This is a genomic window from Streptomyces reniochalinae, assembly GCF_003323735.1.
Taxonomy (GTDB): Bacteria; Actinomycetota; Actinomycetes; order Streptomycetales; family Streptomycetaceae; genus Streptomyces; species Streptomyces reniochalinae.
Genome location: NZ_QOIM01000021.1, coordinates 165,227 through 188,593, shown reverse-complemented (window position 1 = coordinate 188,593; position 23,367 = coordinate 165,227). Strand labels below are relative to the sequence as shown.

Below are 23,367 nucleotides of genomic sequence, written 5' to 3'. Positions count from 1 at the left end.
GAACTCCGGTGTGAACGAGCGGCGAGGACGCGGCTTCTTCTTCCCCATGCTCTCCATGATGGACATCCTTCCGGGGCAACGCCCCTGATCTCGAATGTCCGTCAAACCGAATCAAGCCCACCTCGACGAGTCGATCCAACTCGCCATGAACGCCGGCATCGGAACCCGAGCCAACGTGGTGCTGCCGAACCGCGGACACATCCCCCGCGTCCACCACCTGCTCCGCAAGTACTCCGGCAAGCTCTCCATACGGGTGCTCTCCTCCCTGGCCGATGGCGAAGACTCCCTTCAAGCCATCGACCTCCTGCTGGACCAACTCGACGCCCAGCTCGAAGAAGTGCGCCTGATCGCCGGCACCTCCGGCTTCCGCATGGCCTACCGGCTACCCAGTGGCCGAGAGCTGATCGTCAAGCACATACGCCCCCTACGGTTGCCGGACACCTGCGCCAACTGCCGCCTCAACAACCCCACCGACTGCGAAGAGGGCTACTACGGTGTCCGCCTCTACCGCGACACAACAGGCCAGTTTCACGTCGGCGTGTGCATACAGCGCATGGACCTCTGCCTGCCCGTGGAAGAGTTCGTCGCAGGAGAGGCGAGCATCGAGATCGCCCACCTGCGCGAGCGCGACCTCCACGACCTGACCACGTAAGAGACCAGCCCAGGAGCCCACCAGCGATGCCCCAGAACGAGTACGAGGCCAAGTTCCTCAACATCGACGTCGACGCCGTCCGCGCCCAACTCCGCACCGCCGGCGCCCAGCTCGTCTTCGACAAGACCATGTTCACCCGCCTGATCTTCGAGAACGACGCCGTCCAGGGCGAGCAGTGGCTCCGCCTCCGCGACGAGGGCGGCAAGACCACCCTCACCCTCAAGCAGGTCAGCGACGCCACCACCATCAACGGCACCACCGAGATCGAGATCGAGGTCGACAGCCTCGACAAGACCGCCGAACTCCTCAAGGCCACCGGCCTCCGCCAGGTCCGGTACCAGCAGAACTACCGCGAGGAATGGCAGCTCGGCGACATCAAATACGATCTCGACACCTGGCCCGACCTCCCCACCTTCATCGAGATCGAAGGACCCTCCGAAGACGCCGTCCGCAAGGCCGTCGCCGACCTCGGCTTCGACTACGCACAGGCGCGGTACGGGAGCATCGACCTCATCTACAAGAGCGAGATGGGGCGGGACATCCTTGCCGAGTCGACTCTTCTGTTCGAATAACAGGAGAAGCGTTCTAGGTAAGTCGTGATCCAGGTTGTTTTTCCCAGGGGAGAGCGTACTGCGGGAATGATCGTCGAAGAACGCTGAACCTGGAGCAGCTGGTCCGCGAACTGGCCCAGGCGCTCGCTATCGCGCCAAGCCGTCCGGTCGGGGAGCGGGCGGCGGACAAGATCTCCTCCTGGAGGAACCAGGGGTGTATTGCTGGGAGCGAAGACGCTGAACTGGAGCGTCTCTTGCAAGAACCGACTCATGGCTGCGCGTGCTGTCTGCCTCTGCCGTTGTGACAGAGGCAGACAGCGGCGGGACGAGAAACTCGTTGGTGCCCACGACCGCTGATTTGCATATCGAATCAGGTCCGCACCACCGTTGAGCCTCCCCCCGGAGTGGCGAGTGGGCCGTCTCCGCTGTGCGAGCAGATGCGTACGCTTCCTAAACCTGCAAGATGAGCGTCTCCACCTTGCTAAGCACGGTCGCACTGGCCTGAGCCGTCGTACGGGCGGCTGCCAGGCGTTCCATCCACTGGATCCTCTCGTCGGCGGGCAGCGACTCCTCCCCCAACCGGGAGCGCAGCCGACTGGCTTCGTCGAAGTCTGCCAGGAGAGCGTTGGCGGCCTCTACGGCACGCTGGTAGATACCTTCGGCCAGCTCGATCCGAGCAGGAAGTTCTCGCCGGAGCTTAGCCAGCCGGTCACGCGGGGCGGACAGCGGAGCCTGCCCCTGCACCGTCGTAGCGTCGGCTGCCTGATCGGTGGTGTCGGAGCTAGCCCCCTCGCCACCGGCGTCACCGCCGGAGCCACCGGTCTGAGCCGAACGGCTCAGGTCCGACGGGAAGAGATGGTCGAACCACTCCTTGTCGGCGACGAAGGCGGTGGGATAGCCGTTGAAATCGGGAGCTAGCACCATCCCCGGCACGATCGGCGTGCGTTCCTCCTCTTTCCACAGGGTCTCGCCGTAACAGATCGGCTGCCCGCCGTCGGGAGTTTCGGGCGCCTGGGTCGCGTCCGGGTGCTGCAGTACGGACCGCGCGAACGCGATAAGCAGTTCCCTGCTGACGTCCGGCACCGTCTCGGTGTAGGCGAGTGTCAGGGCCGCGAGAGCGTTCGTCGGAGTTCGGCGCACCCCTTTGCGGCCCTCTCCCGCCTCGCTGCCTTGACCGGGAGTGATCAACGGTTCGGGAGCATGGATGAGCGCGGGGGTCATCCGGCGCACCAGCGCGCCCCACGCGGTAGCGTCTCCCGCCTCGGCCCCAAGGAGCAGTTCCTTGAGCGCCCTCGGATCCTGCCCAGAGCCCTCCTTAACCTCGGTCGTGCCAAACAGACCAAGCGCAGAGAGGATGTTGGCGCGGTGCAGGAACAGCTGCGCGACGGCGGCGGACCACAGCCGAGTACGGGCCTCGGCGGTCTTGGCTCGGACCTGGCTCCACGGGGCCTCTTGGAGCGCGGACTTCACGATGGGCCAGTAGGGGCCGGTGTCACGAACCCGGCGCTTGCTGGTCTCTCGACTTTCTGGGGGAACGTCCGGGAAAACAAGAGCGGTGATCGCCCGGATGGCGATGTCCCGCAGGGTGGCCGGCGTGACCTTCTCGTCGTCCGGGAGCAAAGAGGCCAACGGATCCAGGGGGCCGTTCGCGGTGAGGGCATCGCGCACGCTGGTCAGGTCGAGCAGCCCGGTCCCCTTAGCGGTGGGGAAGGCATCAGCGAGGACCGAACCGAGCTTGCCCTCCCTGGCGTAAGCGTCGACAAGGGTAGCGAACAGGGCAATCAGGCGGGCGCCCTCATCGTACGGCTGAATTCCGCGCAGGTGGTCGTTGACGTTCAGCGCCCGCAGCACATGCTCCAGCGCGGTTGGGTTGTTGCAGCCGATGACGATCTCAGTCGGTACGGTGGCGATCTTCATCGCCCGCAGTGCTTTGTGGTCCGGTTCAGTCGTCCCCAATGCGCTGACGTCGTTGAAGGCATGCGAGACGCGGTTGAGGATCTCCCGCTGGTTGAGTAGCAGCAGGGTGGGGTCGTTCGGCCCCTTGGGCAGCGGCACCGCGGCTTGGGGCATCCCGGTCACGAGATATTCCGAGCGAAGATCGAAGATGTCCATGCGCGCCAAGGCGCGGTTGTTGGCCGTCACTGCGGCCATCCGCCACAGCCGGGAGGTGGTGCCGTTGGAGTTGGTGACCTGCCATTGCTGGAGGACGCTCATGCCGCGCGTCAGCTGGCCGGCCGCGACCATGGACTCCTTCAAGTCGTAGCCGCGGGTCTTGCCGGAGCGTCGCAGATTCTCCACGGCGTAGCCGTGGATATGGAAGGCCACGTCGTACGGCTGCTCGGCGAGGACGAGGGCCGCCTTCGGCTCGCCGTCCTCCTCGGCCGCCCGCACCACCGGGCGGGGCCGACGCTGGCCAAGCGCGGCGAGCAGGGCGGCCTTCGCGCGCTCGACGTCCCGCACTCTCCTGGTGGCCTGCGCGTACTTCTCCTCCGCCGCGGCGAGCGCCGAGGAGGCGTGCGGATCATCGCTGGGCGCCCGCCGCCGGGTATCGCGCTCCTTCTCGGCGAGCTTCTGGGCCTTCTGCGACATCGTCAAGTCAGCTTCAGCCGCGACGAGTTCGATTACGCGCTGGGTGGCTTCAGGGCTGGGCGGAGCCCAGGAGCTGACGGTCCGGTCGTTGAGATCCCATGGGACCATGGCGGCGCCGTGGACGTCGGATAGGAGCAGGAGAACCTTGTCCTCGCCTGACTGGACCACGCGCCACGCCGAGGGTGTGAGGACCTTTTTGCCGCGCGAGGTGGAGATGATCTTCTTGATCTCGGTGTCGCCAAGGGCGGTGACAAGACCCTCGGTAATCGCGGAGCGCGGAGGTGGGATTACGCCCTCCTGCTCGCAGGTGTTCATGACAGCGTTCGCGAGTCGCTCGCCCCACGCATCGGTACCGATGTAGGGGTAGACGCCTTCAGGTCGTTTGGTTGCCAACGAAGTTGTCCTTCTACCAGCTTCAGCTGGGTGACAGCGCGCACCCGCCCACCGGGCGCGCGACACGCGCCCGAGGCGGAACCTCGCGGCCGCGGGACTGAAGCCGACAACGCTGGTTGTGCGGCGCGTCCCGCTGCGTACGGTCCATCTGCCGACGCCCGTAGAAGGATCAACCCGAACGGCACCGTGGGCCTGGGCTCTCTCAACTGGCTTCCTGCTCCGCCGACGGCGGCATGAGGCGGACGCTGGTGATGGACCACCGACGTGTGTGGTGAACCATGCCACCGGAGTGACTACACACACCTCTTCACCTTGACAGCTCCCACCCGATCGAGCGTATTGCTTACTAAATTTCGACCTGCAAGGCGAAATTGTGTTAAGGCAGCCACTGACGGTCGAAAAGTCCGAGCCTCCTCGGACCAGGCCCCTCCTCACCACGAGCTTCTGGCCAGAGGGTCGTTCAGCAATTTCACCCACGAAGCGGGCCGAGAGAAGAACGGTCTCCGCAATAGGGATCGAGCCCCGCACATACTGATTCATGAGGCGCGGGATAGCCTCGCTCGTTTACGGGACGCCATTCACCCAGCCCGCGGCCGGGAGAGCGTGCCTCACATTCGCCCACGGACCGAGCACCTGTGCCGTCGCATTGGGAGTGCCGTCGCGCTTGGCTGTACGCAGCGGTGTCACCAAGAACAACTGTGGGAGAAATCTGGGAGCTGATCTTCCTCTACAGGCCCGCCGAACCCACCCGAGACCCATCCACTCCAAGCTTCTGAGCAGCACAAATATCCATCGGTCCCGGCTGCGATCTTCGCCGAACCTCATTCGGGACGAAGAGGCCGGTGCTCGGGGAGACCACCACCTCCTTCATCGCCAACCTCGGCCCCGTGTGGCCCGAACTCGCCACCCAGGCCGAACTGATCGCCCAGGTCACCACCGCCGAGGAGGAGTCCTTCACCCGCACGCTCACCCAGGGCACCCGGCTACTGGACGCCGCGATCAGCCGCACCCGATCCAGCGGCTCGGCCGCGCTGCCCGGCGAGACCGCCTTCGAGCTGGCCGACACCTACGGGTTCCCTCTGGAACTGACCGTGGAGGCCGCCCACGAAGCGGGGCTCACCGTGGACGAGGACCGCTTCGCCGACCTCCTCGACCAGCAGCGAAAGCGCTCCCAGAGCGGTGGAAAGGCCAAGACCACCCAGGCCCTGCGCCAGATGGACACCTACCGCGAACTGGCCGGCCACCTACCGCCCACCGAATTCCTCGGCTACGAACACCTGGAAGCCGAAGCCGCCGTCAAGGGCCTCGTCACAGGCGGCACCATCGCCCCTGCTGCGAGCGAGGGCGACGAGATCGAACTCGTCCTGGATCGCTCGCCGTTCTACGCAGAGGCCGGGGGACAAGTCGGCGACACAGGCATCTTCACCACCGCCGACGGCGCCACCGTCCGCATCACCGACACCCGCTACGGGCTCGGACACGCCCCCGACGGCTTCCGCATCCACACCGCCCACGTCCTGGAGGGTGAACTGCGCACGGGCGACGCCGGACATGCCACGGTCGACGCCGAACGCCGCTCAGGTCTGATGCGCGCGCACTCGGCCACCCACATCCTGCACGCGGTCGTCATGGCCACCCTCGGCGACCACGCCCGCCAGCAGGGCTCCCTGGTCGAGAACGACCGCCTCCGCTTCGACTTCGCCCACTTCACCGCCCTCACCCCCGACCAGCTCACCACCATCGAGGCCGCCGTCAACCGGCACATCCTGAGCGACCCGGCGGTCAGCGCCTGGCACGCGTCCCGCGCTGAAGCCGAAGCCGCCGGAGCCATCGCGCTGTTCGGCGAGAAGTACGGCGAGACCGTCCGCATCGTCGACATCGGCGACTTCTCCCGCGAACTGTGCGGCGGCACCCACGTCGCACACGGCTCCCAGGTCGCCACCTTCCGCCTGCTCAGCGAGTCCTCGATCGGCTCCAACATGCGCCGCATCGAAGCCCTCACCGGGTACGGCGCCCTCACTCACGCCGACGCCGAACGGCTCCTGCTGAACGAACTCGCCCACCTCCTCAGCACACCGGCCGCCAACACCCCCGAAACCCTCCGCAAGCGCCTGGCCGCACTCGCCCAAGCCGAAGATGAGCTGACCCGTCAGCGGGCCCTTGACCTCACCCGCACGGCCACCGCCCTCGCGAACGAAGCCCGCCAGGTCCCCGGAGGCCGGGTCATCAGCAAGAAGATCACCGGCGTCACCCCGGCCGAACTGCGCACCGTGGTCACCGAAGTCATCCGCGCCGTTGGCCCCGGCCCTGTCATCGCCGTCCTCGGCACCGAACACGACGGCAAAGCCCAACTCGCCGCTGCCCTCTCCCCCGATCTCGTCGAGGCCGACCACACAGCAGCCCCCATCTTGACCCGCGCCGCCAAGGCCGTCGGCGGCGGAGGCGGCGGCACCGGAGCCCTCGCCAGCGCCGGCGGACGCCGACCTGCACACCTCGACGAGGCCCTCGACCTGGCAGCTCAGGACGCGGCCGTCCTGCTGGGTAAACCGTAAGGCGGAGCTTCACGGCCGGGCCCTCAGGGCTCGGCCGTGTGCACCACGAGCTCTTACCAATCCAGACGGCCGCGAGCTCCTGGCATCGCCTGCACGCGCTCAAGACGCTATGCTCCCGACCAGGCGAACACGCTCGCTGTTACGTCGGACCTGGGTTTCTCCCGCAGCCACCCAGGGTTGAGGGCGCAAAGTGCCGTAGGGCACGCGTGATGTACGGCTGTTGTTCCTCCTGATGGGGCGCAGTGAGCGGGAGCACTGAGGCGCGCCCGCTGGGAGCCGAACATGACCCGCAACAGCGACATCACCCAACTCGCACGCCGCATCCAGCGAGACTCCGGGGGAATCATCCCCCTTCAACAGGCACGGTTGAGCGCCGCATGGGAGTTGGGCGCACTTCCCGTCCACACCATGCCGCCCGCGGACCGGATTCCGCTCCGAGTCGCATACACCGGGGAGAGCGAGGCCGCAGCAAGATACGCGATCGGCGGCGATATCCACGGCTTGGGCCTTGACGACTGCTCAGACGATCAGCGTGACTTCCGGGCCTTGCTCGCGCTCGCGCTGTTCAACGGCAACGTATACACGGGTCCGACGGCCAGGTGGAACTACTCGGTGGTCGCCGCGTACGACCCGGTGATGTCGCCTCGTCGGGACCATTTGGTGATGGTGGCAGAGCGCGCGCCGGAGAACGTGGCCACCCGGCTGCTGTCTACTGAGGGCGAATATTCGGGCTCATTCGGCGTTCCTGGTCTCCGGCACGAGGCCAGCTATACCTGCCATGGGCAGAGCTCCCTCCGCCTGCGCCATCTCCCCACCAACGCACTTCTGACGATCACTGGTGACCCTGCCGGATGCCCACTCGGCAGAAAGCGCCGCCACGCATCATTCGAAACCTCTCTCACAGTGGACCACGGCCTCACCGAGCCCGAGCGCCGTGCCCTGGCCGAGATCCCACCGATCTCGGCAGATGCCAGCACCCTGTTGGCTGGCCTCGTTTCCCGCTACAACCTGGTGGACCGACGCGGTCACTGGGCGACCAGCTTGTCCTGGGACCCTCTGGAGCGCCCCGAATCCAAGGACAGGACGAAACCTGAGGTGATGGGGCGCGGGCCTGTACGTCAGCTCTGGGGCGCCGGCGACTCCTGGACACTCCGATGGACCGGCTTTCCCGAGCCCCGCGACCTGGCCCTTGCCCTGACCCGCTGGGAGGCCGGCATCAAAGGCGCCGGATTCACTCGCCACGGAGACACGTACACGGTGTCACTGGGCACCGCCTCGCTCGCCTTGTGCGAGGGGAGGGACTGATCCATGCGGTTCCTCACCGACCATTCGGGGGCCGGTCCCTTGCTGACGGCGACCATCCTCCTGGGGCTTCTCCGCCTCACGTTTCCGAAGGAGTCTCGCCATCGTCTGGAGCTGTGGAAGTGCTTCCTCGAACACCGACGTAAGCGCTGGCAGATGAACGAGCGCCGCCGAAGGAGCGGGAAACACGACAAGAATCTCGAAGCGACTCGTCCTGCCGATACGGCGCAGCGCAGCGGTCGCCGCTCAGCCGAGTGAGGTTCACGTCTGTGGGGAGGGGCGTATTCACCGCATCAGGTTGGGAGCCATCTGGGAGCCGATCCGCTCCCCGGAACCTCGCGAGGGCACGTAAACCGAAGTGAGACCAAGAGCCTGACCAGGTAAAACAGCATCCGGGCAGGTGGGGTCGGTGCCCGACCCTCGTTCGGGACGAAGAGGTCGTGGGTTCAAATCCCGCCACCCCGACAGAGGAAACACCAGGTCAGGGGCCTGATCCGCGAGAGCGGGTCGGGCCCTGACGGGTTTTCGAGGTCCTTTGGTGGTCGCCTTCTCCCCTCCGTGGAGGGGGGACCTGCTACACGTCCTGAGTTCTCTGGCTGGCCGCCGAGCGCTCCGCGCAACCGTCTCATCCAGGGCTGTAGTGCGCAGCATCGGCCGCACACGGAGCACGGGCGCGGGAGACCGAGCAACGCGCCGGAGCCCCTCACCCCTGCGACACTCTCCGGCTACGAGCCGCCCGCCCCGCGATCAGAGGTGAGCGTGGAGAGCAAGGAACGGAGTACGCGCCAGGCGCGGGTTCGGCGGGCGGCGTCGCCGGACCAGAGGTAGACGGCGGTGAGCAGGCAGACGAGGAGACAGGCGGCTGCTGGGACGACCGCCGTCAGCAGGATCAGTAGCGTCATGGGTCGCTCTCCCGAGGACGACGAGGGGGCGGGCGGGTCAAGGCGACTCCGCGCTTCCACGGTCCCGTGGCGGGGAAGGTCGGATACGGAATCGGTCAGGCACAGCCGTACCCGTCCGCATCCCTCCGTGTTGTAACGTCCTGCTCCATCGCTTTACACCACTGGACGGAACTGGCCGCCCTCGGCGATCACCGGTGACGCGTGCTGGGCGGGGCAGTTGTGGCGAGAATCGTCCGCGAGAGGGCGGGGAGAGGCGGAAGCGATGGCGTCGGAAGCGTCCCCACCTCCGCCGGGGACGGCACTGGATCACCTCAGGTACCGCCTCCAGCTTCTTCATCGGCGAAACGGTGAGCCGAGCTTCAGGGTCGTCGCGCAGCGCACCGGCAAGGCGATCAGCCACACGACCGCGGGGAACGTACTGCGCTGCGACAGCCCGCCCGGCTGGGGCTTCCTCGAACTGGTCGTGGAGGCTCTGGGAGGCAGCACGGAGGAGTTCCGTGCGCTGTGGATCGCCGTGCGGGACGAAGCTTCGCCGCTGGCGCTTCCCACGCCCGCTGCGTGGGAAGAGGAAGAGGACTCCCCCGCGCCCGCACCGCTCTTGAGCATGCCCGACCTGGATGCCGCGGAGGAGGACCTGCAGGACCGGGCCACCAAGCGGAGCCGCCGCGAGGGCGAGACCCGCAGGGAACTCCTCCTCGCCCTGGAGGCCCGGGCCGACCTCACCGACCGGCTCGCCGACCTGCACGAGCAGTTGGGGCGCGAGAGGGGACGCAACGAACAACTGCGCGAGCGCATTGCCTCTCTGGAAGCTGATCGACTCGAACACGGGTGGCGCATCGAGCGGTTGCAGGACGAGCTGCGCGCGGTCCGCGACGAACGCCTGCACCTTATGGAGAGATTGAACGGTCTCCACGCACGGCGTGCGGAGCTGTACTTCATGTGGGCTCGGGAAGAGGAGAGCCAACGGCACGAGGCTGAGCTGGGGCGGAGGGAGCGTGATGCGGAGGTTCTTGCCCTGCGTCAACGCCTCGGTGCGGCGGAGGAACTGCTCAGGTCCGTTCTGGCGTCCAGGGCCGACGAGCCGTCCGCGCGACGGGACGGGGCGCCGCCGTCCGCCCCGTAGTCACCGCCGCGCCCCCCGTAGACCAGGACACCGTCGCGCCGCGGAGACAAGGCGCCGCTGTGCCGAGGAGAGCGCGCGCCGAGCCGTGTCCGCTCGTGCGTCACCTTTTTTCGTGTGGGCCCGGGCGTGAGCCCCCGTGCGGGGCCAGCTCGTGGAGTGTTGTGGCCAGTTGGGGTGGGGTGAGGGGTGGGGTGGGGAGGGGGGACGGGGGGAGGGAGGGGGCGCGGAGGGCGTCGAGGAAGAGGGTGAGGGGGCGGCGCCAGGCGTCGGGGGTGGTGGCGGCGGTCAGCGCGGGGACGGCGCGGCCCAGGGCGGCGAAGCTGAAGAGGACGTCCTCGGTGGTGACGTCGGTACGGATGGTGGATTCCGTGTGTCCTCGCCGCAGCAGGATGTCGACCGTCTCGCGATTGTGCGCGTGGACCGTCTCCAGCGTCTGGACGCCTTCGAGGTGGGTGGTCATCAGGTCGTTCGCGCCGCGGTCGGAGGCCAGGACGGTGAAGATCTCCGCGAGGTAGCCGCACAGCCCCGACCAGGCGTCCTCGGCGGTTCTGGCCTGTTCGCCGACGGTCATCGTGTGCGTCAGCAGGTCGCGGAAGACGGCGTTCACGAGGGCGGCGCGGGTGGGGAAGTGGCGGTAGAGCGTCGCGTTGCCGATGCCGGCCCGTCGGGCGATCACGTCGAAGGGGGCTTCCAGCCCCTGCTCGGTGAAGACCTCGTGGGCGGCGTCGGTGAGCAGTTCCCTGTTGCGGCGTGCGTCACGGCGCCGGCGGGGGGACGACCCGGGTGGTGCGGGGGCGGGGCCCTCGTCGGTTGCCCCGCGGCCGGTGCGCGCGTCGTGGTCGCCGCGCCCGTCACTCCCCCTTGCTGCTGCCTGGCCGCCGCGCCTGTCCTCGGTCATCGTCACCTCCGGTGGAAACGGGGAGTCCTCCCCGGCGTGATGCTATCGTCGGCACAAATGGGGAGCCCTCCCCCCTTCATGGAGGTGGCGGCGATGGACGAGACGGCAGCGGTGCCGTGTACCTGGGGTAGTACTTGAGACGGAGCCGGGCGGATCATCTTCTGTGCGGACGACCCGGGGGCGGGCCGCTGCATAGCGTGGCGGTATGACGCAGACGCATCAGAACGATGTCCGCCCAGAGGCCCGGTTGGCCCGGCACGGGTTCGCGAACCTGCGCGGGGACCTGCTGTCCGATCCGTTCGGATACGATCCGCTGCCTCCGCTCCGAGCCGGGTGGGTGGCCCACTGGGAGAAGCGGCTGCCCGGCGGGCTGGGCCGGTACGTGCGGTGGCTGCCGCACGGCGCTGTGATGGCCGCCGCGGTGCTGTTCTTCCTCGTCTGCACGACCAAGACCGTGGAGTTCCGCGCCTCCGGCGCGCTGTTCGACCTGGTGTTCACCGTGCTGGTGTCGATGTCCGTGGGCATGGTGGTCTTCCGCCCCGTGGGGGCGTACTGGATGTCGCTGTGCGCGGTGGTGCTCAGTCTGCCGACGTCGCTGTACTCGTTCACCGAGCCGCGCACCGAGATCGCGATGGCGGGGCACCTGTTCGTGATGGTGCTCGTGGTGCTGCGCACCCGCCCCCGGGTCGCGGCGGAGATGTGGCTGGTCACGGTGGCGGTCAGCACGCTGCTCGCGGCGCTGACCGGCGGCGTCATGACGGCGCTGCCCTCGATCGCGACGTTCGCCGCCGTGGCGCTGGTGACCGCCGCGGCCATTCGGGCGTGGCGCCAGGAGCGGCAGCACGTGGTGGAGACGGAGACCGTCACCGCGCGCGAACGGTCCCGCCGTACGCTGCTGGAGGAGCGCAACACCATCGCCCGTGAGCTGCACGACGTGCTCGCCCACCACATGTCCGTCATCGCCATCCAGGCGGAGGCCGCCCCTTACCGGGTGGCGGAGGCCCCGCCCGAGCTGGCGACCTCGTTCGCCACCATCAGGGAGAACGCCGTGGCCGCGCTGACCGAGCTGCGCCGCATCCTCGGTGTCGTACGGGCGGAGGATCCCGACGCGTACGCCGACGACGCGCCGCAGGCCCCGCAGCCCACCCTCGCCGACCTCGACGCGCTGTACGAGAGCGTGCGCTCCGCGGGTCTGGAGGTCGACAGCGTGGTCACCGGTGCGGTCGCGCCGCTGTCGCAGGGGGTGGAGCTGTCCGCGTACCGCATCGTGCAGGAGGCGCTGAGCAACGCGTTGCGCCACTCCCCCGGCGCCGCGGCCCGGGTGGAGCTGTCCTACGTGCTCGGCGGCCTGGGCGTACGGGTGGTCAACGGGGCGCCGGAGCAGCGGCCTTCGGGCTTGGGGGGCGGGGCGGGGGCCGCGGCCCCGCCCCCGCGGGGCGGTGGCGGGCACGGGCTGCTCGGCATGCGGGAGCGGGTGCAGGTGCTGGGCGGGGAGATGACCGCGTCCGGCACGCCGGAAGGCGGCTTCGAGGTGGCGGTCTTCCTGCCCGCCGGTGCCACGGCGCCGGCCGAGGCGGCGGGCCCGGCACGGCCCGCGGCGGGCTCCGGGCGGCTGGCGGGCCCGGCGCGGCCTGGCGTGGGCGGCGGCGCCGGGGAGGGCGCGGCGTGATCCGGGTCTTGATCGTCGACGACCAGGCCATGGTCCGCGAGGGGTTCTCCGTGCTGCTGGGGGCGATGCCGGACATCGAGGTCGCGGGCGAGGCGGCCGGGGGTGAGGAGGCGGTCGCGAAGGTGGCCGAACTCCGGCCCGACGTGGTGCTGATGGACATCCGCATGCCCGGCATGAACGGTCTTGAGGCCACGAAGGAGATCGCGGCCCTCGACTCCGGTACGAAGGTGCTGATCCTCACCACCTTCGACCTGGACGAGTACGTCTACCAGGCGCTGCGTGCCGGAGCCAGCGGCTTCCTGCTGAAGGACGCCTCCACGGGTCAGCTCGCCGAGGGGGTCCGGGTGGTGGCCTCGGGCGAGGCGCTGCTCGCACCGACGGTGACCAAGCGGCTGATCACCGAGTTCTCCCGGCTGGGTGGCCCGCGTCCGCAGGCCACCGAGCGCGTGGAGGAGCTCACCGAGCGGGAGACCGAGGTGCTGGCGCTGGTCGCCCAGGGGCTCTCCAACGGGGAGATCGCCGAGCACCTGATCGTGGCGGAGTCCACGGTCAAGACCCACGTGAGCCGGATCCTGGTCAAGCTGGGGCTGCGGGACCGTACGCAGGCGGCGGTGTTCGCCTTCGAGGTGGGCCTGGTGACGCCGGGCGGGTGAGCGCCGGGGAAGGAGGGGCACCGGGCGGGGGACCGCCCGGGCCCGGGCGTCACTCGTCGCCTTCCAGCTCCCCTTCCGTCTCCAGGTAGATCTGGCGCAGCGCGTCGAGTGCGGCCGGATCGGGTTTCGACCACATGCCGCGGGACTCGGCCTCCAGGAGGCGTTCCGCGATGCCGTGCAGCGCCCAGGGGTTGGTGTCCTGGAGGAAGCCGCGGGTGGCCTCGTCCATGACGTAGGCCTCGGTGAGCTTGTCGTACATCCAGTCGGCCACCACGCCGGTGGTGGCGTCGTAGCCGAAGAGGTAGTCGACCGTCGCCGCCAGTTCGAAGGCGCCCTTGTAGCCGTGGCGGCGCATCGCCTCGATCCACTTGGGGTTGACGACGCGGGCCCGGAAGACGCGGGACGTCTCCTCCACCAGGGTGCGGGTGCGCACCGTCTCGGGGCGGGTGGAGTCGCCGATGTAGGCCTCGGGCGCGGTGCCCCGCAGGGCGCGCACGGTGGCGACCATGCCGCCGTGGTACTGGAAGTAGTCGTCCGAGTCGGCGATGTCGTGCTCGCGGGTGTCGGTGTTCTTGGCGGCCACCGCGATCCGCTTGTAGGCGGTCTCCATCTCCTCGCGGGCCGGACGGCCGTCCAGTTCCCGCCCGTAGGCGTATCCGCCCCAGACGGTGTAGACCTCGGCGAGGTCCGCGTCCGTGCGCCAGTCGCGGGAGTCGATCAGTTGCAGGAGGCCCGCGCCGTACGTGCCGGGGCGGGAGCCGAAGATGCGGGTGGTGGCGCGGCGTTCGTCCCCGTGTTCGGCCAGGTCCTGGCGGGTGTGGGCGCGCACGAAGTTCACCTCGTCCGGCTCGTCCAGTCCCGCGGCCAGGCGCACCGCGTCGTCCAGCAGCCCGACCGTGTGCGGGAACGCGTCGCGGAAGAACCCGGAGATGCGCAGCGTCACGTCGATGCGGGGGCGTCCCAGCTCCTCGTACGGGACCGGTTCGAGCCCCGTCACCCGGCGCGAGGCGTCGTCCCACACGGGGCGGACGCCCAGCAGGGCCAGGGCCTCGGCGATGTCGTCGCCCGCGGTGCGCATGGCGCTCGTCCCCCACAGGGACAGGCCGACGGAGGTGGGCCACTCGCCGTTGTCGCCGCGGTACCGCTCCAGGAGGGAGTCGGCCAGTGCCTGGCCCGTCTCCCATGCGAGCCGGGAGGGTACGGCCTTCGGGTCGACGGAGTAGAAGTTGCGGCCCGTCGGAAGGACGTTGACCAGTCCGCGCAGCGGCGACCCCGAGGGCCCGGCGGGGACGAAGCCGCCCGCCAGCGCGTGCACCGTGTGGTCCAGTTCGTCGGTGGTCGCCTCCAGCCGTGGCACCACCTCCCGGGCGGCGAAGGTGAGGATGCCGGCGACCTGCGCGGGCTGCCCGGCGGCCACGCGCTCGACCGCCGCCGGGTCCCATCCGGCCTCCTCCATCGCCTCGACCAGTGCGCGGGCTCGCGCCTCCGCAGCGTCCGAGGCCGCGCGGGTCGCAGCCGACTCGTCCAGGCCCAGTGCCTCCCGCAGGCCCGGCAGCGTGTGCGCGCCGCCCCAGATCTGGCGGGCGCGCAGGATGGCCAGGACGAGGTTCACCCGGTCCTCGCCGCCGGGCGCGGCACCCAGCACGTGCAGGCCGTCGCGGATCTGGGCGTCCTTCACCTCGCACAGCCAGCCGTCGACGTGCAGCAGGAAGTCGTCGAAGCCCTCGTCGTCCGGTCGCTCCTCCATGCCGAGGTCGTGGTCGAGCTTCGCCGCCTGGATCAGCGTCCAGATCTGCGCCCGGATCGCCGGCAGCTTCGCCGGGTCCATCGAGGAGATCTGCGCGTACTCGTCCAGCAGTTGTTCCAGCCGGGCGATGTCACCGTAGGAGTCGGCGCGCGCCATCGGCGGGACGAGGTGGTCGACGAGTGTGGCGTGCACCCGGCGCTTGGCCTGTGTGCCCTCTCCCGGGTCGTTGACCAGGAACGGGTAGACGAGCGGGAGGTCACCCAGCGCCGCGTCGGGCGCGCAGGCGGCGGACAGGCCCGCGTTCTTCCCCGGCAGCCACTCCAGGTTCCCGTGCTTGCCCAGGTGGATCATCGCGTCCGCACCGAAGCCGCCTTCGGCGCGCGGGGCGGCGATCCAGCGGTAGGCGGCCAGGTAGTGGTGCGAAGGCGGCAGGTCGGGGTCGTGGTAGATGGCGATCGGGTTCTCGCCGAAACCGCGGGGCGGCTGGATGAGGACCAGCAGGTTGCCGCGGCGCAGCGCCGCCAGCACGATGTCGCCCTCGGGGTTGTGCGTACGGTCGACGAACATCTCGCCCGGCGGGGGACCCCAGTGCTCCTCGACCGCGTCCCGCAGCTCCCGCGGCAGCGTGGCGTACCAGCGGCGGTAGTCCGCCGCCGGGATACGGACCGGGTTGCGGGCCAGTTGCTCCTCGGTCAGCCAGTCCTGGTCGTGGCCGCCCGCGTCGATGAGCGCCCTGATGAGCGCGTCGCCCTCGTGCTCGCCGCTGCCGTCGGCTACGCGGCCTTCGTCGGCTTCGTCGGCGGCCTGCCCGGGGGGTGTTGCGTGGGCGTCACCACCTTGGGGGGTGACGGTTGAGCGAGTACCGCCCTCCTCGGCGGAGGCGGCGTGGGCCCCGCCCTCCTCGGCGGAAGCGGTGTCGGCCCCGGGCACCAGGCCCGGGATGTCCTCGGGCGGGCCGAAGTCGTACCCCTCCTCAAGGAGACGCCGCAGCAGCGCCATCGCACTGGCCGGTGTGTCCAGACCCACCGCGTTGCCGATCCGCGCGTGCTTGGTCGGATACGCCGACAGCACGAGCGCCAGCCGTTTCTCTCCGGCCGGAATGTGCCGCAGCCTGGCGTGCCGCACCGCGATGCCCGCGACCCGCGCCGCCCGCTCCGGGTCGGCGACGTACGAGGGCAGGCCCTCCTCGTCGATCTCCTTGAAGGAGAACGGCACGGTGATCAGGCGGCCGTCGAACTCCGGCACTGCGATCTGGCTCGCCGCGTCGAGCGGGGAGACGCCCTCGTCGTTGCGCTCCCAGTCCGCGCGGGGCGCCGTCAGACACAGCGCCTGGATGATCGGCACATCGAGACCGGTGAGTGCGCCCGCGTCCCACGCCTCGTCGTCACCGCCCGCCCCGGCGTCGGCCGGCTTGGTGCCGCCCGCACCGCCCGCCGCCAGCACGGTCGTGACGATCACGTCCGCCGCACGCAGCTCCTCGACGAGCTCGGGCTCCGGCGTGCGCAGGGACGCCACGTACAGCGGGAGCGCCCTGCCGCCCGCCGCCTCGATCGCGTCGCACAGCGCCGCGGCGAACGCCGTGTTCCCGCTCATGTGATGGGCGCGGTAGTAGAGCACCGCCACGGTCGGCGCGTCGGCGGGCAGCGCCGCCGCGTGCGGTCCCGGATCCCGCCGCAGCGCGCCCCACGAGGGCGCCGGGGCGGGGGGCTCGAAGCCGTGCCCGGTCAGCAGGACCGTGTCCGAGAGGAACCCGGCCAGCTGCGTGAGGTTCGCGGGACCGCCGTGTGCCAGGTAGGCGTGCGCCTCGGCGGCCACACCGATCGGCACCGTCGACGCGGCCATCAGCTGGGCGTCCGGTGCCTGTTCGCCCGTCAGGACGACGAGCGGACGGCCGCTCTCGCGCAGCAGGTCGACGCCCTGCTGCCAGGCACGGATCCCGCCCAGCAGGCGGACGACGACGAGGTCGGCACCGTCGAGAAGCGCGCCGAGCTCCTCCTGGAGCGCCCCTTCGGACAGCCGGGAGGGGTTGGCGTACCGGTACGAGAGGGGGGTCGCGGCCGGGGAGGAGGCCGCCGCCCCGTTCGCGGCGCGCGCGCTCTCGTTCGCCGCGCGGGCGCTGAGGAGGTCCGTGTCGGAGGTCGAGAGGAGAAGGATCACCCGCGGGGTGACGTCCCCCTGAGCGGCGTCGCGTGACGAGAGCAGCATGCTGCGGTCGGCCCTTCCTCGGGGTGTCCACGCCCCGGGTGTCGGTATGGGTCTCCCTGCCCCTGGACACCCCGCCGGCCGGAGACCGGGCAGGAGCCGAGAGCTCGGGGAAGGGAGTTCCTGACTCACCCGGCCGTGGCCGGGCTCACAGTGGCGGGACCGCGCCGGATTTCCACCGGCTTCCTCCCCAGTCGCCGTCGCCGGCGATGAGCGCGGACCGGGTGGTACGCGCTCAGCAGGCATCGTACGGGGGTTCGGCTCCGTGCGGGAGGGCGCCCTTGCCGGTGGGTATGCTCGCGGCCATGGCCGTGACCCCCTCGCCCTCGTCCGCTCAGGACGCCGCGACAGTTGCTGATGCAACACGTTGCGCGGCGCCCCGTGCGCGCGGGGACGCGTGCCCGGGAGCGCTGCGGCTGCACCACGCGGACGACGGGGCGCTGGCACGTGTCCGGGTGCCGGGCGGGGTACTGGACGCCGCACAGGCGGAGGCGCTGGCCGCTGCCGCGCTGCACCTCGGCGACGGCGCACTGCACCTGACCTCCCGCGGAAACCTGCAACTCCGCGGCCTGGAGGCGCGGTCAGCCGAAGAGTTGGGGCGCCTGCTGGAGGCCGCGCGGCTGCTGCCCTCCGCCTCGCACGAGCGGGTACGCAACATCGTGGCCTCGCCACTGTCGGGACTGGACGGCGGCGGACATCGCGACGTGCGCTCCTGGCTCGTCGAGTTGGACCGGCTTCTGTGCGCGAGCGAAGAGGCGAGCGAACTGTCGGGGCGGTTCTTGTTCGCCCTGGACGACGGGCGCGGGGACGTCTTGGCGCTGGGTGCGGACGTGACGTTGCTCGCGCTGGGCGACGGGGGCGCGCTGCTGCGCCTGGGCAGTGGTGAGGGCGAACGCGCGGACGGCGAGACGGGCGTGCTGCACGTTCCCGACGCTCTCGCCCCTCGCGCCGCACTCGCCGCCGCCGAGGCGTTCGTCGAGGTCGTGCGCGCGTACGGAGATGGGGCTTGGCGGATCGACGATCTGCCGCCGGAGGCCCACGGCAGCGTCCTGCGCCGCACGGCGGAGCGGGCCGGACCGGACGCTCTCACCTGCCCCCTTCCGCCGTCCCCCGCGCGTGCGGCGGCCGCGCCGCCGGAGGGCCCCGTGCCGGGCCTCGTCAGGGCCCTCGGCGGCTCCGGTGCCCCCGGCGGCCACGGCGTCGCGCTGTCCGTCCTTGCACCGCTGGGACGCCTGAGCGCTGGCCAGTGGCGGCTGTTGGCGCGTACGGCCCGCCACGCGGGCACCGGAGAACTGCGGGTGACGCCGTGGCGCGGCGTCGTCGTCCCCGGGGTCGGGGACGAGGCGGCGGAGGGCGCGCTGGCGGCACTCGGCGACGCCGGGCTGGTGACGCGGCCCGCCTCCCCGTGGCGCGGGGTGGGGGCGTGCACCGGGCGGCCGGGATGCGGCAAGGCGCTGGCGGATGTCCGCATGGACGCGGCCGCCTGTGTGACGGCGGCGGCAGCCCCGGCGCCGCGGGCGGCCGCGCGCCCCGCGGACGCTTCCCCGGCAGGCCGGCACGAGCTGCCCGTCCACTGGTCGGGCTGCGCGCGACGGTGCGGCCGTCCGCGAGGTGACCACGTGGACGTGGTCGCGGAGGCCGAGGGGTACCGCGTGACGGCCGTCCGCGCGAGCCGCACACCGGAACCGGCGTCCGCCTCGTCCGCGCCTGTGGTCCCCTGCGACGACGCGCACACGGAACTCGCCGCCGCCGTGGCAGCGGCCCGTGGCCACACCTGTGGACGACCCGCCCCGACGAACCGATGAGCGAGAGCAGACCAACAGTGTTCGAGTACGAGAAGGACGGCGCTGCCATCTACCGGCAGTCCTTTGCCACCATCCGCGCCGAGGCGGATCTGGCGGGGCTGCCCCCCGATGTCGCTCAGGTCGCGGTGCGGATGATCCACGCCTGCGGCATGGTCGACCTCGTACGCGACCTCGCCCACACGCCCGAAGCCGTCGCGCGGGCCCGCGCCGCGCTGCGCGCGGGAGCGCCCATCCTGTGCGACGTCGCCATGATCGCCAGTGGTGTCACCCGCAGGCGGCTGCCGGCCGACAACGAGGTGGTCTGCACCCTCGCCGACCCGCGCGTCCCCGCTCTCGCGGCCGAGTCGGGCACGACACGCACCGCCGCGGCCCTCGAACTGTGGCGGGACCGGCTGAAGGGCGCCGTCGTCGCCGTCGGCAACGCGCCCACCGCGCTCTTCAGGCTCCTGGAGATGGTCGCGGAGGGCGCACCGCGGCCCGCCGCGGTGATCGGGGTGCCCGTCGGCTTCGTCGGCGCGGTCGAGTCGAAGCAGGCACTGGCCGAGCACCCCTCGGGGCTCGACCACTTGATCGTGCACGGACGGCGGGGCGGCAGCGCGCTGGCCGTGGCCGCGCTCAACGCCATCGCCAGCGAGGAGGAGTGAGCCCGGTGACGAGCCCGGACGACCCCCGCCAGGAGCCCACCCCGCCACGGCAGGCCCCGCCGCCAGGCCCGCCGCAAGCCCCGCCGGCAGGCGAGAGCGGCGGAACCAGCGGCGCACGCGCCGGTGGCACCGGGCGGTTGCTCGGCGTCGGACTCGGCCCCGGCGACCCGTCGTTGATGACCGTACGGGCCGTGGAGGCGATCACCGAGGCGGACGTCGTCGCCTACCACAGTGCCCGGCACGGGCGTTCGATCGCCCGGTCCATCGCCTCCCGTCACCTGCGCGCCGACCACGTCGAGGAGGCGCTGGTCTACCCGGTCACGACCGAGTCCACCGACCACCCGGGCGGATACCGGGGCGCGCTGGAGGAGTTCTACGCGGAAGCCTCGGCACGGCTGGCCGCGCACCTGGAGGCGGGCCGGACCGTCGCCGTGCTGGCCGAGGGCGATCCCCTCTTCTACGGCTCCTACATGCACATGCACAAGCGCCTGGCCCACCGCTTCCCGACGGAGGTCGTTCCCGGCGTGACCTCCGTCAGCGCGGCGGCGGCCCGCCTCGGTACGCCCCTGTCGGAGGCCGAGGAGGCGCTGACCGTCCTGCCGGGCACACTGCCCGAGGAGGAACTGGCCGCACGGCTCGCCTCCAGCGACGCGGTGGCCGTGATGAAACTGGGCCGTACCTTCCCCAAGGTGCGGCGGGCGCTGGAGCGTTCGGGTCGGCTGGCAGAGGCCCGCTACGTCGAGCGCGCCACCATGGAGGGGGAGCGCACCGGGCTGGTCGCTGACGTGGACGCCGACTCGGTGCCGTACTTCTCGGTGGCGGTCCTGCCCAGCAAGGTGGGCGCCCACGACCCCCGTGCCGCCGCAGCCGAACCCGGAACCGGAGCCCCAACCGCGTCCGAGGCCGAAACCGGAGGCGCCGGCGCGGCCGGTGAGGTCGTGGTCGTCGGGACCGGGCCCGCCGGGCCGCTGTGGCTGACGCCCGAGACGCGGGGCGCGCTGGCCGCCGCCACCGACCTCGTCGGCTACACCACCTACCTCGACCGGATCCCCCGCCACGACGGCCAGCGCCGCCACGGCTCCGACAACCGGGTGGAGGCCGAGCGCGCCGAGTTCGCGCTGGAGATGGCACGGCGCGGGCGCCGGGTGGCGGTCGTCTCGGGCGGTGACCCGGGCGTGTTCGCCATGGCGACGGCGGTGGTGGAGGCGGCCTCCGAGGCGCCGTACACCGACGTTCCCGTACGCGTACTGCCGGGGGTGACGGCCGCCAACGCGGCGGCGGCCCGCGTGGGGGCCCCGCTGGGCCACGACTACGCCGTCCTCTCCCTCTCGGACCGCCTCAAGCCGTGGGAGGTCATCGCGGAGCGCCTGCGGGCCGCCGCCGCGGCCGACCTGGCGGTCGCCCTCTACAACCCGGGCTCCCAGAGCCGTACCTGGCAGGTCGGCAAGGCGCGCGAGGTCCTGCTGGAGCACCGCGCCCCGGACACGCCGGTCGTCGTCGCCCGCGACGTGGGCGGCGAGGGGGAGCGGGTGCACATCGTGCGCCTGGCGGAACTCGACCCCGCGCAGGTCGACATGCGCACCCTGCTGATCGTCGGGTCCTCGCAGACGAGGGCGCGGACGGACGGGGAGCGGACGAGCGTGTGGACTCCGCGCCGCTACCCGGAGCCCGGGCAGCACGCGGAGCCCGGGCAGCACGCGGAAACCTGAGCGCCTCGCGCCCCGGGGTGCGGTGTCGGCAATGGTGAGGCCCCGTACGTTGCCGCACACCGCACAAGCGCTCGGGCCCCGGTGGCGGGATGATGCCGGGTATGAGTGAGACGCGGGAGGTGTTCTGCCGCCCTCCCCACGAGCGCGCCCTGTGGTTCTTCGCCGGCCTGGGCGCGGCGGGAGCGGCGTTGTTCGTCGTGTGCCTGGGGTTCCACGGCACGCTCCTGGACGGGGACGTGGACGTGTGGCTCGGCGCCGCCGGCCTGCTGCCGGCGCTGCTGGGCATCCCGGCGCTCCACGGGGCCACCGCCCGGCTGCGCGCCGACGCGTACGGCCTGCACTCCCGCACGCTGCTGCGGCGCCGCAGCGTGCCGTGGAGCGACATCGCCGACCTGCACGTACGGCTGAAGTACCAGGGCAACCACCGGTACCGGGACATCCGCCGGGTCGGCCTGGTCCTGCACAACGGGCACAAGCGGCTCCTTCCGCTGCCATACGACGGCGGCCCCGGCAGCACCAGCGGCTCCGTCAGCACCAGCGGCTCCGCCAGCCCCGGTGCCGGCGGCTCCGTCAGCACCGGCGACACCGCGGACTTCGACGCGACGCTGGAAGCACTGCGCGCGCTGCACCGCCGTTTCGGCGCCCCCGCGACGAGCCACCTCCCCGTCGTCTCGCAGCGCACCGCGGGGCACGGGGTGGCCGGATCGGTGGCGCTGTGCGCGGTACTGCTCGCGTGCGCGGGCGTGGCCGCGTGGTGGGTGCCGGCGACCGCCTCGCACGAACAGGACTGGACGTCGGCCGTCCCGTGCACCTCCACGACGCCCGCAGCCGAGCGCGCCGCGTGCCTGACCACCCTGACGGGCGTCATCGACAAGACCGAGGCACACCGGCCCCGGCAGAGCAGTTGGCTCTACTTCGCCGACGACCGCCCCGTGGAGCGGCTGGCCGTCTCCCGGGAGGCCGCCGCGGGCTTCGAACCGGGCGACGAGGTCGAACTCACCCTCTGGCACCGCGAGATACGGGAGGTCGCGGGAGAGCACCAGGTGTGGCGCGAGCACGTCACGCCCGCCGGGGACGTGGCCGTCGTCGCCGCCGCGTTCGCCCTGGCCGCGGGCTGGCCCGCCGCCCGGGTGCTGCTGCGCCTGCGCTCGCGCCGGCTGCCCGACGACGACGTCCTGCCCTCGGTCGCACCGTTCGTGGGCGTGCTGTTCGGCACGGCCCTGTGGCTGCTGCCGCTCTGCTACTTCCACCCCACGCCACCGTTCGCTCCCGTGGCGCCGGCGTGGGCGGCGGCGGGCTGCCTGGTCACGCTGGCCCTGTTCGCCTGGGCCTGGCGCGTGACCCGCGCCCGTACACCAAAGGAGACAGGTGCAGCGGACCAAGGCAACAGGCGCAGCGGGGCGGGCGACGTGTTCCTGGCCGCGCGGTTTCTGGAGCACACCGACTACAACCCGCACCGCTTCGGCACCCACATCGCCCTCGGGGACGGCGGCCCGCCCGCGGTGGTCCCGGGCCCCGGCCGGTTCGCGGCGAAGGACATCCCCGTCGAGCGGCTCACCGTCACGAGGGTGCGGCGGGCGCGGGGCGACGACGGCGACACGGTGCCCCGCGGCTGGCACGTCGCCGAGCTGGACGACGCGGGCACACCCGTGCGCCTCGCCGCCGCCCCGTCCGACCTCGCGCGCCTCGTCCGCGAACTGACGGCGGCCCGGGGCCGGGTGGCCGGAACGGGGGCGCCCGGGGCCGACTAGGTCCACGCACACGCGACCCCCGCCCCTCCACGCCTCGTACGCGCCGTTCGCGCGCTCTCACGTCCGTCCCACCGGATCGACTGATTTCGGCCCGTCGGCCTTTTCGCGACACCCCCTTCGGAGAACAAAGCGGACAAGAGAGAAGGAGGGGTGACGTGCGATGCGGAAGGTCTCCGTGAACGCCGAGGCGCTGACCAGGGCCGACCGCGCCCGGGACGCCCAGCG

Annotated in this window: 16 protein-coding genes and 1 riboswitch; of the genes, 12 read left to right on the top strand and 4 right to left on the bottom strand. The window is 71.2% G+C overall.

The window, feature by feature from the left end; genetic code table 11:
* The first annotated feature begins 94 nt into the window (after positions 1–94).
* Positions 95–652, top strand: coding sequence for a hypothetical protein (locus DQ392_RS03615; RefSeq protein WP_181856253.1), 558 nt, complete (start codon positions 95–97; stop codon positions 650–652).
* Between the two features lie 26 nt (positions 653–678).
* On the top strand, positions 679–1,224 hold the full coding sequence (locus DQ392_RS03610) for a class IV adenylate cyclase (RefSeq protein ID WP_114013983.1): 546 nt from the start codon (positions 679–681) through the stop codon (positions 1,222–1,224).
* A 429-nt stretch (positions 1,225–1,653) separates the two neighbouring features.
* Here the strand turns inward: DQ392_RS03610 and DQ392_RS03605 are convergent, their stop codons facing one another.
* Positions 1,654–4,185 carry a hypothetical protein gene (locus tag DQ392_RS03605; protein WP_147266486.1) on the bottom strand — a complete coding sequence of 844 codons (2,532 nt, stop codon included), beginning with the start codon at positions 4,183–4,185 and terminating at the stop codon, positions 1,654–1,656.
* Positions 4,186–5,027: 842 nt separating this feature from the next.
* Here DQ392_RS03605 and DQ392_RS03600 point away from each other — a divergent pair.
* The 3 genes from DQ392_RS03600 (at position 5,028) to DQ392_RS33975 (ending at position 8,297) form a co-directional block, all read left to right on the top strand.
* Positions 5,028–6,737, top strand: coding sequence for an alanine--tRNA ligase-related protein (locus DQ392_RS03600; protein ID WP_245981146.1), 1,710 nt, complete (start codon positions 5,028–5,030; stop codon positions 6,735–6,737).
* A 282-nt stretch (positions 6,738–7,019) separates the two neighbouring features.
* Positions 7,020–8,042, top strand: coding sequence for a hypothetical protein (locus DQ392_RS03595; protein ID WP_114013981.1), 1,023 nt, complete (start codon positions 7,020–7,022; stop codon positions 8,040–8,042).
* A gap of 3 nt (positions 8,043–8,045) precedes the next feature.
* Complete coding sequence (locus DQ392_RS33975; protein WP_147266485.1) at positions 8,046–8,297, top strand: hypothetical protein; 252 nt, start codon at positions 8,046–8,048, stop codon at positions 8,295–8,297.
* 467 nt (positions 8,298–8,764) lie between these two features.
* Here the strand turns inward: DQ392_RS33975 and DQ392_RS34285 are convergent, their stop codons facing one another.
* Complete coding sequence (locus tag DQ392_RS34285; RefSeq protein ID WP_181856252.1) at positions 8,765–8,941, bottom strand: hypothetical protein; 177 nt, start codon at positions 8,939–8,941, stop codon at positions 8,765–8,767.
* Positions 8,942–9,203: 262 nt separating this feature from the next.
* Between DQ392_RS34285 and DQ392_RS03590 the strand changes: the two genes are divergently transcribed.
* Entirely contained in the window at positions 9,204–10,064 is an 861-nt protein-coding gene (locus DQ392_RS03590) for a hypothetical protein (protein WP_114013980.1), read from the top strand.
* Positions 10,065–10,164: 100 nt separating this feature from the next.
* Here the strand turns inward: DQ392_RS03590 and DQ392_RS03585 are convergent, their stop codons facing one another.
* Positions 10,165–10,962 carry a TetR/AcrR family transcriptional regulator gene (locus DQ392_RS03585; protein ID WP_114013979.1) on the bottom strand — a complete coding sequence of 266 codons (798 nt, stop codon included), beginning with the start codon at positions 10,960–10,962 and terminating at the stop codon, positions 10,165–10,167.
* 205 nt (positions 10,963–11,167) lie between these two features.
* On the opposite strand from DQ392_RS03585, the gene DQ392_RS03580 reads away from it, so the two are divergent.
* The gene (locus DQ392_RS03580) at positions 11,168–12,631 is read left to right on the top strand and encodes a sensor histidine kinase (protein WP_114013978.1); all 1,464 of its coding nucleotides are present in this window, start codon (positions 11,168–11,170) and stop codon (positions 12,629–12,631) included.
* Positions 12,628–13,284 carry a response regulator gene (locus tag DQ392_RS03575; protein WP_114013977.1) on the top strand — a complete coding sequence of 219 codons (657 nt, stop codon included), beginning with the start codon at positions 12,628–12,630 and terminating at the stop codon, positions 13,282–13,284. Before DQ392_RS03580 ends, DQ392_RS03575 begins: the two co-directional genes overlap by 4 nt.
* A gap of 49 nt (positions 13,285–13,333) precedes the next feature.
* On the opposite strand, the gene cobN is transcribed toward DQ392_RS03575, so the two are convergent.
* Positions 13,334–17,236, bottom strand: a complete 3,903-nt coding sequence (cobN, locus tag DQ392_RS03570; RefSeq protein WP_114013976.1) for a cobaltochelatase subunit CobN — start codon at positions 17,234–17,236, stop codon at positions 13,334–13,336.
* Positions 17,237–17,350: 114 nt separating this feature from the next.
* Positions 17,351–17,443: riboswitch (cobalamin riboswitch) on the bottom strand.
* 95 nt (positions 17,444–17,538) lie between these two features.
* On the opposite strand from cobN, the gene cobG reads away from it, so the two are divergent.
* From cobG to DQ392_RS03550, 4 genes are all read left to right on the top strand, one after another.
* Positions 17,539–19,038 (top strand): precorrin-3B synthase, encoded by a 1,500-nt coding sequence (cobG, locus tag DQ392_RS03565; protein WP_425470473.1) that lies wholly within the window; start codon positions 17,539–17,541, stop codon positions 19,036–19,038.
* A 17-nt stretch (positions 19,039–19,055) separates the two neighbouring features.
* Positions 19,056–19,682: a precorrin-8X methylmutase gene (locus tag DQ392_RS03560; protein ID WP_114013974.1), complete on the top strand. Its 627-nt coding sequence runs from the start codon at positions 19,056–19,058 to the stop codon at positions 19,680–19,682.
* A 176-nt stretch (positions 19,683–19,858) separates the two neighbouring features.
* A complete protein-coding gene (cobJ, locus tag DQ392_RS03555; RefSeq protein ID WP_245981160.1) occupies positions 19,859–21,391 on the top strand; it encodes a precorrin-3B C(17)-methyltransferase in 1,533 nt (510 codons plus the stop codon).
* 101 nt (positions 21,392–21,492) lie between these two features.
* The gene (locus DQ392_RS03550; protein ID WP_114013972.1) at positions 21,493–23,142 is read left to right on the top strand and encodes a PH domain-containing protein; all 1,650 of its coding nucleotides are present in this window, start codon (positions 21,493–21,495) and stop codon (positions 23,140–23,142) included.
* The last annotated feature ends 225 nt before the right edge of the window (positions 23,143–23,367 follow it).

Excerpts from the sequence above, each read along its gene's own strand:
- DQ392_RS34285 (WP_181856252.1), bottom strand. The coding sequence starts at position 8,941 with ATGACGCTACTGATCCTGCTGACGGCGGTCGTCCCAGCAGCCGCCTGT.
- DQ392_RS03595 (WP_114013981.1), top strand. The coding sequence starts at position 7,020 with ATGACCCGCAACAGCGACATCACCCAACTCGCACGCCGCATCCAGCGA.
- DQ392_RS03585 (WP_114013979.1), bottom strand. The coding sequence starts at position 10,962 with ATGACCGAGGACAGGCGCGGCGGCCAGGCAGCAGCAAGGGGGAGTGAC.
- cobN (WP_114013976.1), bottom strand. The coding sequence starts at position 17,236 with ATGCTGCTCTCGTCACGCGACGCCGCTCAGGGGGACGTCACCCCGCGG.
- DQ392_RS03615 (WP_181856253.1), top strand. The coding sequence starts at position 95 with ATGTCCGTCAAACCGAATCAAGCCCACCTCGACGAGTCGATCCAACTC.
- DQ392_RS03590 (WP_114013980.1), top strand. The coding sequence starts at position 9,204 with ATGGCGTCGGAAGCGTCCCCACCTCCGCCGGGGACGGCACTGGATCAC.
- cobJ (WP_245981160.1), top strand. The coding sequence starts at position 19,859 with ATGACCGTACGGGCCGTGGAGGCGATCACCGAGGCGGACGTCGTCGCC.
- DQ392_RS33975 (WP_147266485.1), top strand. The coding sequence starts at position 8,046 with ATGCGGTTCCTCACCGACCATTCGGGGGCCGGTCCCTTGCTGACGGCG.
- DQ392_RS03610 (WP_114013983.1), top strand. The coding sequence starts at position 679 with ATGCCCCAGAACGAGTACGAGGCCAAGTTCCTCAACATCGACGTCGAC.
- DQ392_RS03580 (WP_114013978.1), top strand. The coding sequence starts at position 11,168 with ATGACGCAGACGCATCAGAACGATGTCCGCCCAGAGGCCCGGTTGGCC.
- cobG (WP_425470473.1), top strand. The coding sequence starts at position 17,539 with ATGGCCGTGACCCCCTCGCCCTCGTCCGCTCAGGACGCCGCGACAGTT.
- DQ392_RS03550 (WP_114013972.1), top strand. The coding sequence starts at position 21,493 with ATGAGTGAGACGCGGGAGGTGTTCTGCCGCCCTCCCCACGAGCGCGCC.